The sequence below is a fragment of the Streptomyces sp. NPDC020490 genome, from assembly GCF_044335305.1.
In the GTDB taxonomy this organism is placed as follows: domain Bacteria; phylum Actinomycetota; class Actinomycetes; order Streptomycetales; family Streptomycetaceae; genus Streptomyces.
The window spans coordinates 1-16,173 of record NZ_JBIRUY010000043.1; the positions used below are offsets into that span (position 1 = coordinate 1).

The following is a 16,173-nucleotide window of genomic DNA, read 5'->3' on the forward strand; positions in this document are numbered from 1 at the left end:
CTGATGGTTTTTGGGGGTTTGGGCCCCCCCCTGGCCCCGCCCCCCCCCCGCCGCCCACGTTTCGGGGCCGCGGCCGCGGGGGGGGGGCGGGGGGGGGCCCCCGGGGGGGGGGGGCCGCCCCCCCGCCCCGCCCCCACACCTCGCGGGTCACTCCTCGTCGGCGGCGGCCGGGACCGCGGTCTTCTTCGCCGTCGACTTCGCGGCGGCCGTCTTGGCGGTCTTCGCCGCCTTCTTGGCCGTCGTCTTCTTGGCGGCCGTCTTCTTCGCCGCCGTCTTCTTGGCGACGGTCTTCTTGGTGGCGGCCTTCTTGGCCGTCGCCTTCTTGGCCGTCGCGCGGGCCGTCTTCTTGGCCGGAGCCGCCTCCGCGGCGGGCTCCTCCTCGCCGGCCGGGCCCTCCGTGGCCGCCGGGACGACCACGACGGCCGCCTCCACGGGCGCGGTGGGCGCGGTCTCCTTGCGCACCGCGCGGCGGCGCGGACGGGCCGGGGCGGCGGCCTCGGCGGGCGCCTCGGCCTGCGGCGCCGGGGCCTCCTCGGCCGGCTGCGGCTCAGGGGCCGGCGCGGTCTCGGCGACCGTCACCACGGCGGCCTCGGCCCCCGCGGGCGACCCGGCCGGCGCGGACACCCTGCGGGTGGCACGACGGCGCGTACGGCCCTTGGGAGCGGCCTCCTCGACGGCCTCCGCCGGGGCCTCCGCCGGGGCCTCGACGGCCTGCGCCGGGACCTCTGCCGGGGCCTCGACGGCCTGCGCCGGGACCTCGGCGGCCTCCGCCGGGGCCTCTGCCTGGGCTTCTGCCGGGGTCTCGACGACCACGTCCTCGACGGCGGCCGGTTCGGCCAGCGCCTGGGCGGCCGCCTCCGGCTGCACCGGACGCCCGGCCTCCTCGGCGGCGGTGACGTCCTGCGCCGTGGGCGCGGCGGCCGCGGCAGCCGGGGCCCGCTCCGCCCTCGGCTCCTCGGCCCTGGCCTCCTCGCGGCGGGGCGCACCCGCCGGGGCGGACGCCCGCCGGCTCGACCGGCGCCGGGTACGGCCGCCGCGGGCGACCGCGGCCTCCGCCTCGGCGACGCTGCTGTACAGCTCCTCGTCCGGCGTGAACTCGGGCGCGGGCAGCGCGACCGGCTGGGCGGCCTCGGCGGCCACCTCGGCCGCGCTCTCCGCCTCCGGCTCGACGGCTTCGACCGCTTCGACGGTCTCCAGGGCCACGGCGGCGGCCTCGTGCTCGTGCACGGCCCCGTCGGCGCCGCGTCCGCGCTTCTTGCGCTTGCCGCCGCCCCCGACGGAGGTCGGCTGCTCGATGTGCACGATGACGCCGCGGCCGTTGCAGTGCACGCAGGTCTCGGAGAAGGACTCCAGCAGGCCCTGGCCGACGCGCTTGCGCGTCATCTGCACCAGCCCCAGCGAGGTCACCTCCGCGACCTGGTGCTTGGTGCGGTCCCGGCCCAGGCACTCCAGCAGGCGGCGCAGCACCAGGTCCCGGTTGGACTCCAGCACCATGTCGATGAAGTCGATGACGATGATGCCGCCGAGGTCGCGCAGCCGGAGCTGGCGCACGATCTCCTCGGCCGCCTCCAGGTTGTTCCTGGTGACCGTCTCCTCGAGGTTGCCGCCCTGGCCGGTGAACTTACCGGTGTTGACGTCGACGACGACCATCGCCTCGGTCCGGTCGATGACCAGCGAACCGCCGCTGGGCAGCCAGACCTTGCGGTCGAGCGCCTTGGCGAGCTGCTCGTCGATCCGGTAGGTGGCGAAGACGTCGACCTCCGACGTCCACCTCTGCAGCCGCTCGGCGAGGTCCGGGGCGACGTGCGAGACGTACCCGTGGATGGTCTGCCACGCGTCGTCGCCGCTGACGATGACCTTGGTGAAGTCCTCGTTGAAGATGTCGCGGACGACGCGGACGGTCATGTCCGGCTCGCCGTACAGCAGCGTCGGGGCGTTGCCGTTCTTCGCCTTCTTCTGGATGTCCTCCCACTGCGCCTGCAGCCGCTCGACGTCCCGGCGCAGCTCGTCCTCGCTCGCGCCCTCGGCGGCGGTGCGCACGATGACGCCCGCGTCCTCGGGGACGATCTTCTTGAGGATGGTCTTCAGCCGGGCCCGCTCGGTGTCGGGCAGCTTGCGGCTGATGCCGGTCATCGAGCCCTCGGGCACGTACACGAGGTAGCGGCCCGGGAGGGAGACCTGGCTGGTGAGGCGGGCGCCCTTGTGCCCGATCGGGTCCTTGGTGACCTGCACGAGCACGGACTGCCCGGACTTCAGGGCGGACTCGATGCGCCGCGGCCCGTTGGCCATGCCCAGCGCCTCGAAGTTGACCTCACCGGCGTACAGGACGGCGTTGCGGCCCTTGCCGATGTCGACGAAGGCGGCCTCCATCGACGGCAGCACGTTCTGGACCTTGCCCAGGTAGACGTTGCCGACGTACGAGGTCGACTGCTCCTTGTTGACGTAGTGCTCGACGAGCACGCCGTCCTCCAGGACGCCGATCTGGGTGCGGTCGCCGTGCTGGCGGACGACCATCACACGCTCGACGGCCTCCCGGCGGGCCAGGAACTCGGCCTCGGTGATGATCGGCACCCGGCGGCGCCCCTGCTCGCGGCCTTCCCGGCGGCGCTGCTTCTTCGCCTCCAGGCGGGTCGAGCCCTTGATGGACTGCACCTCGTCGGACGGCTCGGCGGGCTTGCGGGGCTCGCGGACCTTGACGACGGTGCGCTCGGGGTCGTTCTCAGCGGGCTCGGTGTCGACGGACGTGTCACCGGCGCGGCGACGCCGACGACGGCGACGGCGGCTGCCGACGGTGGACCCGCCCTCCTCGGAGCGGCCCGCCTCGGCGTCCTCTTCCTCCTGCTCGGCGGTGTCCTCGGCGTCCTGGGCGGCCTGCTCGGCGGCGAGGTCCTCGGACTCGTCCGCGTCCTCGTCCCCGCCGGCCTCGGCCAACTCGCCACGACGGCGGCGACGGCCGCCCCGGCGACGGCGGCGGCGCGAACCGCCCTCCTCGCCGTCCTCGCCCTCGACGACGTCCTCGGCCGACTCCTCGGCCTCCTCCGCCTCGTCCTCGGCGACGGTCTCCGCGGCCCTGGCCCCGGTCTCCTCGTCGGCCGCGGAACCCCGGCGGCGACGGCGGCGGCGCGTGCCGGCGGACTGTTCCTCCGACGGCTCCTCGGCCTCCACGGCCGTGACGACGTCCACGACGTCCTCGGCCTCCGCCGCCTCGGCGGCGGCTTCGGCGGCGGCGCGCTCCGGCGTCTGGAACTTCGGCTCCGTGAACACGGGCGCCTGGAAGACGGCGACGGCGGGCCGCGCGGGGCGCCGCTTCTCCTCGGGCTCGGCGGTCACCGGGGCGGGCGCGGAGAACCCGACGGCGGCCTTGCGCACGGCCCGGCGACGGCGCCGGGGAGCGGCGTCCTCGGCGGCCTCGGGGGCCTCGGCGGCGGGTGCTTCGGCAGCAGGGGGCTCGGTGACGGCCTCGGCGGCGGGCGCCTGTGCCTCCTCGGGGGCCGGGGCGGCGGGCGCGGTCACCTGGCGCGTGGCGCGGCGACGCGTACGGCGCGGAGCGGCCTCCTCGGCCGGCGCCTCCTCCTGGACCTCGGAGGCCGGCGTCTCGGCGACGGCCTCCGCCGCGGCGACGGTGCTCTCGGCGGACTCCGGCGCGCCGGCGGGCGCCGACACCCGCCGGGTGGCACGCCGACGCGTACGACCGGCAGCAGGCGCGGCCTCCTCAGCGGCAGGCGCCTCGGCAGCAGGCGCTTCGGCGACGGCCTCGGCGGCAGGGGTCTCGGCGACGGCCTCGACGGCAGGCGCCTCGACGACCACCTCGGCCCCGGCGCCCTCCGCGGACTCCGGCGCACCGGCGGGCGCCGACACCCGCCGGGTGGCACGCCGACGCGTACGACCGGCAGCCGGCGCGGCCTCCTCAGCGGCAGGCGCCTCGACGACAGGGGTCTCGGCGACGGTTTCAGCCGCGGTCCCGGCGCTCTCCGCGGCGGGAGCCGACGGCAGCACGGTCTCCGCGCTCTCCGCGGCGGCGGGAGACCCGGCGGGCGCGGAGGCCCGGCGGGTCGCACGGCGACGCGACCGAGCGGCGGGCGGCGCCGGCTCGGCGGCTTCGGCCGTCGCCTCAGCCGCTGCGGTCTGCTCGGCCACGGCAGCCTCGTCGGCCGTCTCGGCCTCTTCGGCCGGGTCGCCGTCATCGGCCGTCACGGTCGGCGCGGTGATCTCGGCCACGGTCTCGGCGGCCCCGGCGGGCGGTCCCGCCGGCCGGGAAGCGGCACGGCGCCGACGACGCGGCGGCAGGGTGTCGCTGGGGGTGTTCAGTTCTTCGGAACCCTGGGTGGGTTCGGTCGGTTCGAGCATGCGGGCGTTTCTCCCGTCAGGCTCCCGGGCGCCGCGCCTGGTCCGGCGTCGATGACTCGACCGCCGTTGACGTCCGCGGCTCGCGCTGTGCGCGGTGCCGCCGTCCGGGGCGCGGGCGCCACACGGGAGCTCTCTGTGTCCTGTCTCGCCGGTTCCGTCCGCCGATTTGCGGACGGCCTGGCGAAAGTCTTGTGGTCGATGCGCTGCCCGACCCAGGTGGCTCCCGAGTCCGAGGGCGGCGCTTACGACGTCCGTCCTTCGCGGGACCTTCCTTACGCCGGCGCCTTCGCGGCGGCGGCTGAACCGGCCGAGATGAGGGCCGTCGCCGCCTCGCGGTCGGGCGCGAGCGGGTCGGTCACCGTGCCGGTCTCTTCATCGAGCAGCCCCTGCGCCAGCCTGGTCACCGCTACGGGGACCGGCGGCGCCAGGTCGGCCACGGCGCGGAGACCGGACAGGACGTCGTCGGGTCGTACGGCAGGCGTCACGTGCCGAACCACCAGCCGCAGTATCGCACAGGGCTGGTCGGTCGGCCTATCAGCCGGTTCACCTTGTGTTTCAAGTTGCACGACTGCCGGGCGGGCGTCGAACGTCCGTACGTCGTTCTTTGTCATGCGCTGGACCTCGACGGCCTCGGCGGCCTTGAAGGCGGCGACCGCCCGCTCCGCCTCGGCCGGCTCCACGCCGTCCAGCCGCAGCTCCCACTCGGAAGCGGTCAGCCGGTCGGCCAGCCCGGAGGTTCTCGCCTCCACCGCCTCGACGACGTCGAGCCCGGCGGGCAGCGACTCGTCGAGGAGCGCCCTGAGCAGCTCCGGATCCCGCGCCTCGGTGAGGGCGATCTCCAGGTACTCCGCCTCACTGCCCGTGCCGGTGGGTGCGGCATTGGCGTACGACACCTTCGGATGCGGCGTGAACCCCGCCGAGTACGCCATGGGCACCTCGGCGCGGCGCAGCGCACGCTCGAAGGCGCGCTGGAAGTCACGGTGGCTGGTGAACCGGAGGCGGCCGCGCTTGGTGTAGCGCAGTCGGATGCGCTGCACCGCGGGTGCGGGCGGCGGGCCTTCGGGCTGTCGCTTGCCCAGTGTCGTTCAGTCCTTCGTGAGAGCGGTCGTACTGCTACCAAGAGTACGCGGCGCGCGACCCGAAGGTTCCCGTCGGTCCCCGGACACGGTCTTCTCCGGTTCCTTCTCCGGTGCCCCGAGGAGCATCCGCCGGAAGTCGGCCCGCGCCTGCCGCACGGACGCGCGGGCGGAGGCCAGCGCCTCCCGCGCGGCCCGCCCCACCGCGCGCACGGCCTCGGCGGCGGGCCGCAGCACCACGTCCCGCAGGACGTGCCCGACGGGGGTGAGCACCGTCCGGTACACCCACCGCACCGGCTCCACGACCATCCACCGCAGGAGGGTCCCGAGGAACCGCCCGACGGCGAGCGAGATCCGCCCGGCGACCCGCCAGGCGTGCCCGAGCGCGTCGCGGACCTCCCGCCCGACGACGACGAGGAGCCGCCCGGCGGGCGCGAGCACCCAGCGCCACAGCGCGAGCGCGGGCAGGACGACCAGGACCCGGGCGAGCCAGTACAGCCCGACGCCGACACCGGTCACCACCAGGCCCGCGAACCGCACGAGCCCCCGCGCACACCAGGCGACGGCCCGCCCGGCCGGCGCGAGCACCCACGCGTACACCCACCGGGCCGGTACGACGAGGAGGTACCGCACGAGCCACGCCACGGCGGCGAACACCCCGGCCGCGACCAGGGCGAGAACGGCCCCGCCCCTCCGGAGCACCCACAGCACGGCATGCCCGACGGGCGTCAGCACGCGCGCGTACACCCACGCCAGACCCGCGCCGATCCCCCGCAGCACCCGGACCACACCGTGTCCCACCGGCGTGAGCAGGCGCGCGTACACCCACACCAGACCGGCACCGATCCCCCGCGCCAGCCAGACCAGACCGTGCCACAAGGGGGTCAGCACGCGCGCGTACGCCCAGGCGAGGGGGACGACGACGAGCACCTTCCCCAGCCACGCCAGCGCCTTGCCGGCCGGCACCAGGACGTACCGCCACAGCCCCACGAACGGCCAGACGAAGACGGCCCGGGCGAGCCAGGCCGACGCCCGCCCGAGCGGCCGCAGCACGGTGTCCCGCAGCACCCGGCCCGCCAGCACGAGCGCGTCCCACACCATCCGCACCGGCACGACCAGCACGAGCACGACGATCCGCACGGGAACGCGGATCGCGACGGCGAGGCACCCCTCGGGCTCCCGGCGCTGCGGCGGCTTCTCCAGATCCATACCTGCGTAGACGCGGCGAACCGCCCCGCGGATGCAGCCCGGCCCGCCCGGCCCGCCGCGACAGGTCGACCGGCCCCGCGCGAGGGCCCGTCAGCACCTGCCCCACGACCCGGCCGGCCGGGCACGCTCACACCATGACCGGCAACCACGCATCCCCTGGCATCGGATCACGGCGCCCCGAGGGCTTCATGATCCTCACCCCGTCACAGTTGGACGTCACGGCCGGAGAGGACTTCACGGCGACCGCGACCGTGTGGCCGGCCGGACCCCGGCACACCGTGACCGCGTCCGCCCCCGACGAATCCGGCCTGCGCGTCCGGGTGACCGGCCACAAGGTGACCGTCACCGGCCGCGTCCCGGCCCCCGGTGAAAGCCTCGCCGTCCAGGTGACCGTCCGGGACGGCACGGACGTCGCCCACGACACACTGACCGTCAACTCGGCCCGCACCCCGCACCCCGGAGCGGTCCTGGCGGGACCGAGACGCCTCCGGCACCGGGCCTGATGCCAGGCTCCCGTACGGCGTCGGCGGCATCGGCTCCGCCGGCCCCGGCGTCACTCCACGTCGATGCCGAAGTCCCGGACGAGTTCCTCCAGACCTCCGGTATAACCCTTCCCGCCGAGCACGAAGTCCCAGTCACCGCCTGCCCTGCGCCGGAAGGAACCGAGGACCAGGGCGGTCTCGCGGGCACGTCCGTCGGAGACCTCGAGCCGGCCCAGTTCGGTCATCGCCGGGTCCAGCAGCCGGATGCGGGCGTCGGTGAAGCCGGAAAGGTCGGCGTGCGGGTTCACCTCCGGGTCGACGGCCGCCACCAGCACGAACCGGTCGGCGGCCGCCGGCAGCGCGTCGAACGAGACCCGCATCGCCGCCTTGTCCGGCGCCACCGCCCGCACCGCGCGTACCGAGCCGTCCGGGGTCTGCGGGTTGTTGAAGAAGACGAAGTGGTCCTCGCCGACCACCCGGTTGCCGTGACAGACCAGCGCGCACACGTCCAGCGCGACGTCCCCGGACCAGGCCAGCCCCAGCACGTTGTGGTCGTCGGCGGCGGCCGCGGGAGCGGGCGGCGCCGGTCGCGCCGGTGCCGGCCGGCCGCCCTCCCCCAGACGTCCCCGCAGGCCGTGCCGGTGCAGCAGGTCGACGAGTTCCCGGCCCGAGACGAGCTCCAGGGGCTTGCCCCGGACGAAGGTGTGCGAGCCCGGCCCGAACCCGGACGTGGTCACCAGGACGCCCTTGTTCGCGCCGACGTCCTGGACCGTGCCGTACAGGTCGCGCACCGCCGTGGGAGGCACCGTGTTGCGGTAGCGCTTGACCTGCACGACGATCTTGCCGCCGCGGATGGGCGCCGGGTCCACCGCGTCGACGTCCACACCGCCGTCGTTCGAGCGCTGCGTCGTCACCGCCTGCATCCCCATGGCCCGGAAGAGATCGGCCACGAGGGACTCGAAGGCGAGCGGATCCATCTCGTACAGGTCCGGTTCCTCGTCACCACCGCCCGCGGCCGCATGCCGTCCGACGTCCTGGGGCTGCCGTCCCGGCCGCACGGCGGAAGTGAGCTGGTCGGGCCGGGTCGCGAGCTGTCCCCGCAGGGCCTCGCTCAGGCAGCTCACCGCCTCCACCCGCTCCAAGTGCAGCTCGGTGAACACCGCCCGCGGCGCCATGACGGTCGCCAGGAAGATGTGCGCCTGCCTGCCCGTCGCCGGATCGCGGGCGTCCACGTAGCCGTTCAACGCGACGGAGTCGAGGACGCGGTGCTCGTCCGCGGCGAACAGCTGATGCAGCACCAGCAGCATGCTCTGCGCCAGCACCTCCCGGTACAGCGCACGTCGTTGGCTCACCGGACGTGCCGTCTCCTTGTACTGGTCGGTGGCGGACACATACCTCACCGACTTCGCCTCCGGGACGACGTCGTACCCCGGAAGCTCCCAGTCCAGGACCAGTTGCCGCCCCTGCGGGTCGTAGGCCGCGGCGACCTGCCGCGGGAACTCCGCGGGCCAGGCCGTCGACGAGTAGAGCGCGGCGGTGAAGTACTCGACCACGGCGTCGGGTTCGCCCCGCCTGACCCCCTCGACCGCCTCGCGGATCCCGGCGTTGTGCCGACGCGCCTCGGCCCCCAGGGCCTGCGCGCGCATCAAGGACGACGCCCTGAAGGCCGGCGCCCCGCAGCCCGCACTCAGCACCGCCTGCAACGCGGCCGTCCGGGCCTCCAGTTCCTCCGTACGCCGTCCGGCCTCCGCCTGCCGCTGTTCCCGGTGGTTCTGGGCGGCCAGCCGCTGACGGGCCCGTGCCTGCCTCGCCTCGGCTTCCGCCCGGCGCTGCCGCTGTCGCTGAATCTCAGCCCAGGCACCGACGAAACCAGCAGAGCGACGACTCATCCGCTACAGGCCCTCCCCAGGACGTCGGCACCGCCGACCGAACTCCGGCCGCCCCCCGGCGACCAGCAGTAACCATGCGACTGTATCCAGCGATCGCCGCCCCGGAGCCGATGCCCCCGATCTCGTCGCCGCCCTCCGTTCGCCGGCCGGCCCGATCGGCCGGGCGGGATGTCTGGCGCAAGATCCGGAAAGTCACTAACATGCCCACAATCCGGCCCAGTCGGCCGGGCAGGCAGACTTCCCCGGCAGAGCGGACGCACTCTGCGGTGCGAGAGCCCTGTTCGCCTCCAGGAGGGAACGGTGTCGTAGTCCCGTAGGCTCTCAGGTCGCCTCACCGGCTGGTTCCCGTAGACCACTCGCTGCAAGGCATGGCCCATCCGGTTGAGCACCGTCGACCCCTCAGAGGGAAGTAGTTCACGCCGCGCCAGGGAGATCCAGTGAAAGACGTCGAGTCGGCGCGTACTGCCGCGTCCCGGGGAGGCGCGTCCCGTCCCGGCGCCTTCCAGGCCAGCGCGAGCATGGTGGAGGCGGGCTTCTTCTGCTGGGAGATCGCCACCGGCGAGATCAGTTGCGACCCGCTCACCCTCGCACTGCACGGCATGCGCACGGACGGCCGGTCGGACATCTCGGACTTCCTGGCCGCTGTGCACGAGTCCGATCTGGTCGAAGTGCGCGACGCTCTGACACTGATAGCGAAGTCCTGCGGCAACTACCAGATCGAGTACCGCGTCACCTCCGGCGACGGCCGGCAGCGGTCCCTCGAAGCCCGGGGCCGCGTCCTGCCGGGGAGCGACGGGCTGCCGGCCCGCATGGTCGGCGTGGTCATGGACACCACGGCCGTGCACGAACGCCACGAGGCGGAGCGGCGGCGGTTCCACGAGCGGGCCACCCGCGACCGCTGGATGCGGGAGCTGACCGCGGCGCTGGCCGTCGCGGTGACGGTCAAGGACATCATGGCCGCCGCACAGGCGGGACTGCGCACCTTCGGAGCGGACGCGCTGACGGTGGTCGCCCCGGAGGGAAACCGGCTGGCCGTCGTCGCCTCGTGCACCGACGACGAGCAGGGCGAGGACTCCCCGCCGGTCCTCGACGCCACGGCCCGCGCCCTCGTGGAGGAGTCGCTCAACCGCCGGGCGCCCGTCCTCGTCGGCTCCGCGGACGCACTGACCACCGACTATCCGCACCTGGCGCCGCTCGCGCCGCCGACCCCGCAGGCCTGGGCGGCGCTTCCGCTCACGGACTCACGCGGCCGCGTCAGCTCCTGCCTCGTCAGTTTCCCCGAGCCGCAGGAGTTCCTGCCCGAGGAGCGGGCCCTGCTGGTCGCCGCCATCGGACTGCTCTCCCAGTCGCTGGAGCGAGCCGGCATGTACGAGTCGGAACACGCGCTCGCCACCGAGCTCCAGCGTGGCATGCTGCCGCGCGGCCCGCTCGCGGTGCCGGGGGTGACCATCGCCGCCCGCTACCAGGCCGCCACCTCCGGCATGTGGATCGGCGGCGACTGGTACGACGCCATCAGCCTGCCCGACGGCGGCGTGGCCCTGGTCATAGGAGACGTGCAGGGACACAGCGTGCACGCCGCGTCCCTCATGGGGCGGCTGCGTACCGCCGTGCACGCCTACGCGAACGAAGGACACCCGCCCGCGGCCGTCCTGGAACGCACCAACCGCCTGCTGGCCGAACTGAACACCGACCCGGACCGGGCCCTGTTCGCCACCTGCTGCTACCTGGCGCTCGACCCCTCCAAGGGAACGCTCCAGGTGTGCCGGGCCGGTCACCCGGCACCGGCGCTGGTCACACCCCGCAAGCGGCCGCGCCTCCTGAAGGTGCCCGGCGGCCTCCCGCTGGGAATCGACCGGGAGCAGCAGTACCCGACCACCCGCCTGCGCATCGCTCCGGGCAGCGTGCTCGCGCTGACCACCGACGGCCTGCTCGAGGCCGTGAACAAGGACATCGACCAGGGCACCGAGACGTTCCTCAAGGGGCTCCGGAGCGCGTGCACGGCGGACCTGGAGACCGTGGTCGACGACCTCCTCGCCGGCACCCGCAAGGCCCACGGCCTGGGCGACGACGTCGCCGTGCTCCTGGCCCGGCTGGACCGGCCCGACCGCCGCCGCTGAACCGGCCCCGACCGCCCGGCCCGCGGAGCCGCTCCGCCGAGAGCGACGGGCGCCGGAAATGCGAGGCCGCCGTCGAACACCGCCGACCGGCAAGGTAATTTACCTCGGTGGCCGGGACTTCCTGGTCATGCTCCTTGCAGACCTTGGGCATTGCCGCATCGGCAAGGCCGCTGGATGTCGCGAATGGCAGAGAAGCACCGGGAAGCGAGCTGACGTATGGACAACTTCCGGATTCCAGACCTCTGCACACCCGTACCGGCGGCGCTCAATCCGGAACTCGCGACGGCAACGGCGGCCACCGATGCGTGGCTTGACGAGTTCGGCCTGGTGCCCACCGAGGAGGCGAGCCGGCACGTGCAGCGCACTCGTGTGGACCGGCTGACCGCATGGCTGTGCCCGACCGCCGCACCGGAGGCGCTGACCCTCATCACCCAGTGGAACGCATGGCTGTTCCAGCTGGACGACCAGTTCGACGACGACCCGGTGCGCGGTTACCAGCCCGAGCGGTGGCGGGAGGCGTTCGGGCCGTTGTTCGCCGTCTTCGACGGGACCGTCGCGGCCGGGCGGCTGACGCGTTCGCTCGCCGACCTGTGGGACCGTACGACGGCCGTCCGTTCCTCCGCGTGGCAGCGGAGGTTCGTCCCGCACCTGTTGTGGTACTTCGACAGCTACCGGGCCGACATGATCCACCGTGAGGAAGGGCGCGTACCCGGTCTGCAGCAGTATCTCGCCCATCGCCGCGCCTCGTTCGCGTTCGACGCCGTCCTGGATCTGATCGAGATCGGCACCGGCGTGGACCTGCCCGACCGACTGCACGCGAACCCGGCCTTCGCGGACATGCGGGAGGCGGTCATCTACGCGAACGCCTGCATCAACGACCTCTACTCGCTGCGCAAAGAACTCGCGCACGACTACGCGTTCAACGCCGTCACGGTGATCCGTCATCACCACGGGTGCAGCCTCCAGGAGGCGGTGGACCGAGTGGCCGTGATGCAGGCCGGATACGTCCAGCGCATCCTCGACCTCGAACAGGTCCTGCCGGAGCGGCTGACGCAGGCCGGCCTCGCCGACGACGTCGTCGGCGACGCACTGCGCTGCGTCAGGGACTTCCACGCGCTCACCGCCGGGAACGTCGCCTGGTCCAAGGAGACCGGCCGCTACGCGGAGATAGAGACCGAACCGACCTACCTGGCGGACCTGTTCACCCAGTAGTCCCCTCGGCCGGTGTGCGGACAGCGCTGAGCCCCCTCCCAGGGCAAGGAGGGGGCTCAGCGGTTCTCCATGTGCTTCAGCGAAGCCCCGGCGGGGTCAGTGCGCGTGACCACCCGGCGCCGGCGCCGCGTTCTTGACCGTCAGCGGGAGCAGCTTCTTGCCGGTCGGGCCGATCTGGATGTGGGTGTCGAGCTGCGGGCACACGCCGCAGTCGAAGCAGGGGGTCCAGCGGCAGTCCTCGACCTCTGTCTCGTCGAGGGCGTCCTGCCAGTCCTCCCAGAGCCAGTCCTTGTCCAGGCCGGAGTCCAGGTGGTCCCAGGGGAGGACCTCCTCGTAGGTGCGCTCGCGGGTGGTGTACCAGTCGACGTCCACGCCGAAGGGGGCCAGCGCCTTGTCGGCGCAGCTCATCCAGCGGTCGTAGGAGAAGTGCTCGCGCCAGCCGTCGAAGCGGCCGCCGTCGTCGTAGACCGCGCGGATGACGGCGCCGATGCGGCGGTCGCCGCGGGAGAGCAGGCCCTCGACGATGCCGGGCTTGCCGTCGTGGTAGCGGAAGCCGATCGAGCGGCCGTACTTCTTGTCGCCGCGGATCTTGTCCCGGAGCTTGGCCAGGCGGGCGTCGGTCTCCTCGGCGGAGAGCTGGGGCGCCCACTGGAAGGGGGTGTGGGGCTTGGGGACGAAGCCGCCGATCGAGACCGTGCAACGGATGTCGTTGGAGCCGGAGACCTCGCGACCCTTGGCGATGACCCGGGTCGCCATGTCGGCGATCTGCAGGACGTCGTCGTCGGTCTCCGTCGGCAGGCCGCACATGAAGTACAGCTTCACCTGGCGCCAGCCGTTGCCGTAGGCGGTGGCGACGGTGCGGATCAGGTCGTCCTCCGAGACCATCTTGTTGATGACCCTGCGGATGCGTTCCGAGCCGCCCTCGGGGGCGAAGGTGAGGCCGGAGCGGCGGCCGTTGCGGGTGAGTTCGTTCGCCAGGTCGATGTTGAAGGCGTCCACGCGGGTGGAGGGGAGGGAGAGGCCGATCTTGTCTTCCTCGTAGCGGTCCGCCAGGCCCTTGGCGATGTCGCCGATCTCCGAGTGGTCCGCGGAGGAGAGGGAGAGGAGTCCGACCTCCTCGAAGCCCGTCGCCTTCAGGCCCTTGTCGACCATCTCGCCGATGCCGGTGATCGAGCGCTCGCGCACCGGGCGGGTGATCATGCCCGCCTGGCAGAAGCGGCAGCCGCGCGTGCAGCCGCGGAAGATCTCCACCGACATGCGCTCGTGGACGGTCTCGGCGAGCGGGACCAGGGGCTGCTTGGGGTACGGCCATTCGTCGAGGTCCATGACCGTGTGCTTGGACACGCGCCACGGAACGCCCGACCGGTTGGGGACCACCCGGGCGATCCGGCCGTCGGGAAGGTACTCGACGTCGTAGAAGGCCGGGATGTACACCCCTCCGGTCTTCGCCAGGCGGAGCAGGACCTCCTCGCGGCCGCCGGGGCGGCCCTCCGCCTTCCACTGCCTGATGATCCGCGTCATGTCGAGCACGGCCTGCTCGCCGTCCCCGATGACCGCCGCGTCGATGAAGTCCGCGATCGGCTCGGGGTTGAACGCGGCGTGGCCGCCGGCAAGCACGATCGGGTCGTCGAGGGTGCGGTCCTTGGACTCCAGCGGGATGCCCGCCAGGTCCAGTGCGGTCAGCATGTTCGTGTAGCCGAGCTCGGTGGAGAAGGACAGGCCGAACACGTCGAACGCCTTCACCGGGCGGTGGCTGTCCACCGTGAACTGCGGGACGCCGTGCTCCCGCATCAGCGCTTCCAGGTCCGGCCACACGCTGTAGGTGCGCTCGGCGAGGACGCCGTCCTGTTCGTTCAGGACCTCGTAGAGGATCATGACGCCCTGGTTGGGCAGCCCGACCTCGTAGGCGTCCGGGTACATCAGCGCCCAGCGGACGTCACAGGACTCCCACGGCTTGACCGTGGAGTTGAGCTCTCCGCCGACGTACTGGATCGGCTTCTGCACATGCGGGAGCAGAGCTTCGAGCTGCGGGAACACGGACTCGGCGGCCGCAGCGACTTCGGCAGACATCTCGCGAACCTTCGTGGGATGGACTGGCAGGGGTGACCATCTAGCCTAACGCGGCCGCCGCCCTTCCCCGTACGTCCGGAGGCCCGCCGTACGTTCAGATGTCCGTCGCCTGCCGCATCGGCGTCCACAGTCCGGGCAGTCGCGTCTCGGCCGTCGCCGCTCGGTGCTCCTCGCGGCCGTAGAGGACGCCGTAGGTGAACGTGTTCTCCCCGGCCGCGTGCGCCACCGCGGCCAGCTCGCGCAGGGCCTGGCGGGCCATGACGCTGTCCTGGTGGTCGCCGAGCAGGCCCTGCAGGGTCTTCATGGACCTGGCCAGGGCGGACGCCGGGTCGCCCAGGGCGGCCACGGCGGCCTCCGCCGCGTACCGGGTGCGCTTGGCCTTCTTGCGGGCCTCGTGCAGGGCGAGGTCGCGGTCCTGGCCGGGCGGGAGCTCGATCGCCTGCTCGACGAGCGCCGCGACCCTGCCGAAGTCCTTGCGCACCGCCTTGGCGATCACCTTGGACGGCTTGCCGGAGGCCGCCGGGAGGAGCGGCGGGTGGTCGAGCAGCGCGTCGAGGGAGCCGAGGAGGGCGAGGTAGCGCGGTCCGTCCAGTACGGCGATCAGGCGCCGGCGCGACCCGCCGCGCCGGGCCTTCGCCCAGCGGCGTACGCGGGCGCGGACGGGGCCCGACACGAGGGTGGCGGGCAGTTCGTCCAGGGCGGCGGTGAGGCGGTCGGTGAGCACTTCGTGGTCGCGGTCGACGCCGAGTTCGCCGGCGAGCCACTTCAGTTCCTCGCCGACGGGGTCGGTGACGGCGCGGTCGAGGACCTTGTCGTAGGAGCGGAAGACGCTGCGCATCCGGCGGGTGGCGACGCGCATGCGGTGCACGGAGTCGTACGTGTCGAGCCGTACGGCCGGGTCGAGGGCGAGGACGGCCTCCCGCTGGGCCCGGAGGTAGGCCAGGACGTGGTCGCCGGCGGTCCGCGGGGCCTTGACGGGACGCTGCTTGGCGCGCCGCTTCCTGCCGCCGCGCGGGGCGGTCTCCGCCAGCGCGCGGGCCAGCTTCGACGGGGACTCCGACGGTCGTACGCCGGCGCCGCGCAGCCGCTTCTCGATCTGGTCGAGGAAGGCGGGGTCGCCGCCGTCGGCGAGTTCCACCTCGATCTCGGTCCACTGGGCGGCGCCGCCGTCGCCGGTGAGGCGTTCGGCGTGCACGGCGTCGACGCTCGCCTCGGCGAGCACGCGTCCCTCGGCGTCGACGAGGTCGCGCACGTCGCGGTCGGAGCGCAGCCGGACCACCGGGATCAGTTCGGCGTCGCGGGTGCGGGAGCGGACGAGCCCGAGGTGGCCGGGCGGGACGGTGTCGCTGAGCGGGGCCCTGATCTCGTCCCGGACGCCGGGGGCGACCGGGAGTTTCAGGTGCCAGCCCGCGTCGGAGCCGCCGGTGCGGCGGCGCAGGGTGATGGAGGCCGCGGCGAGGCGCTCGTCGGCGGTGTCGTAGTAGGTGGCGTCCAGATGCGCGACACCCTTGTCGATGACGGCCGCGACCCCGGCGACGCCGGTGAGGTCGGGCAGGCCGCTGTCGTCGGATTCGTACTTCCGCTCGATCTCGCGCTTTGTGTCCGCCATGCCCCGAATCTACTGGGACATCACGCCGGGCGGCAGGGTCCTTGGGGCACGATCGTCCACCGGCCCGGGGGCAGCGCCCCGAAGGGGCGCGGGGAACCGCGCGACCGGCCACGACGGCGCGGCAGACGATCGGCCTGGCGCGGCACGTCCAGCGCACCGCTC

Annotated in this window: 9 protein-coding genes; 3 read left to right on the forward strand and 6 right to left on the reverse strand. The window is 73.5% G+C overall.

The genetic code is table 11. The features are described 5' to 3' along the window. Nucleotides 1-147 precede the first annotated feature (147 nt). The 3 genes from ACH4ZX_RS33870 to ACH4ZX_RS33880 all read right to left on the reverse strand — a co-directional run bounded on the left by ACH4ZX_RS33870 (nt 148) and on the right by ACH4ZX_RS33880 (nt 6,632). Nucleotides 148-4,347 (reverse strand): ribonuclease E/G, encoded by a 4,200-nt coding sequence (locus ACH4ZX_RS33870; protein ID WP_398281358.1) that lies wholly within the window; start codon nt 4,345-4,347, stop codon nt 148-150. A gap of 272 nt (nt 4,348-4,619) precedes the next feature. Continuing rightward, nucleotides 4,620-5,384 carry a TIGR03936 family radical SAM-associated protein gene (locus ACH4ZX_RS33875; RefSeq protein ID WP_398281361.1) on the reverse strand — a complete coding sequence of 255 codons (765 nt, stop codon included), beginning with the start codon at nt 5,382-5,384 and terminating at the stop codon, nt 4,620-4,622. Between the two features lie 48 nt (nt 5,385-5,432). After that, on the reverse strand, nt 5,433-6,632 hold the full coding sequence (locus tag ACH4ZX_RS33880) for a hypothetical protein (protein WP_398281364.1): 1,200 nt from the start codon (nt 6,630-6,632) through the stop codon (nt 5,433-5,435). A 134-nt stretch (nt 6,633-6,766) separates the two neighbouring features. Between ACH4ZX_RS33880 and ACH4ZX_RS33885 the strand changes: the two genes are divergently transcribed. Continuing rightward, nucleotides 6,767-7,135, forward strand: a complete 369-nt coding sequence (locus ACH4ZX_RS33885) for a hypothetical protein (protein ID WP_398281367.1) — start codon at nt 6,767-6,769, stop codon at nt 7,133-7,135. A 50-nt stretch (nt 7,136-7,185) separates the two neighbouring features. Here ACH4ZX_RS33885 and ACH4ZX_RS33890 read toward each other — a convergent pair whose 3' ends face one another. Continuing rightward, a complete protein-coding gene (locus tag ACH4ZX_RS33890; protein WP_398281370.1) occupies nt 7,186-9,003 on the reverse strand; it encodes a restriction endonuclease in 1,818 nt (605 codons plus the stop codon). A gap of 437 nt (nt 9,004-9,440) precedes the next feature. On the opposite strand from ACH4ZX_RS33890, the gene ACH4ZX_RS33895 reads away from it, so the two are divergent. Both ACH4ZX_RS33895 and ACH4ZX_RS33900 read left to right on the forward strand, forming a co-directional pair. Then, nucleotides 9,441-11,120 (forward strand): SpoIIE family protein phosphatase, encoded by a 1,680-nt coding sequence (locus ACH4ZX_RS33895; protein WP_398281373.1) that lies wholly within the window; start codon nt 9,441-9,443, stop codon nt 11,118-11,120. Nucleotides 11,121-11,336: 216 nt separating this feature from the next. Next, the gene (locus ACH4ZX_RS33900) at nt 11,337-12,332 is read left to right on the forward strand and encodes a hypothetical protein (protein WP_398281376.1); all 996 of its coding nucleotides are present in this window, start codon (nt 11,337-11,339) and stop codon (nt 12,330-12,332) included. A gap of 96 nt (nt 12,333-12,428) precedes the next feature. Here ACH4ZX_RS33900 and ACH4ZX_RS33905 read toward each other — a convergent pair whose 3' ends face one another. Beyond that, entirely contained in the window at nt 12,429-14,402 is a 1,974-nt protein-coding gene (locus ACH4ZX_RS33905; RefSeq protein WP_398281379.1) for a TIGR03960 family B12-binding radical SAM protein, read from the reverse strand. 94 nt (nt 14,403-14,496) lie between these two features. Continuing rightward, a complete protein-coding gene (locus ACH4ZX_RS33910; protein WP_398281382.1) occupies nt 14,497-16,011 on the reverse strand; it encodes a CHAD domain-containing protein in 1,515 nt (504 codons plus the stop codon). Nucleotides 16,012-16,173 lie beyond the last annotated feature (162 nt).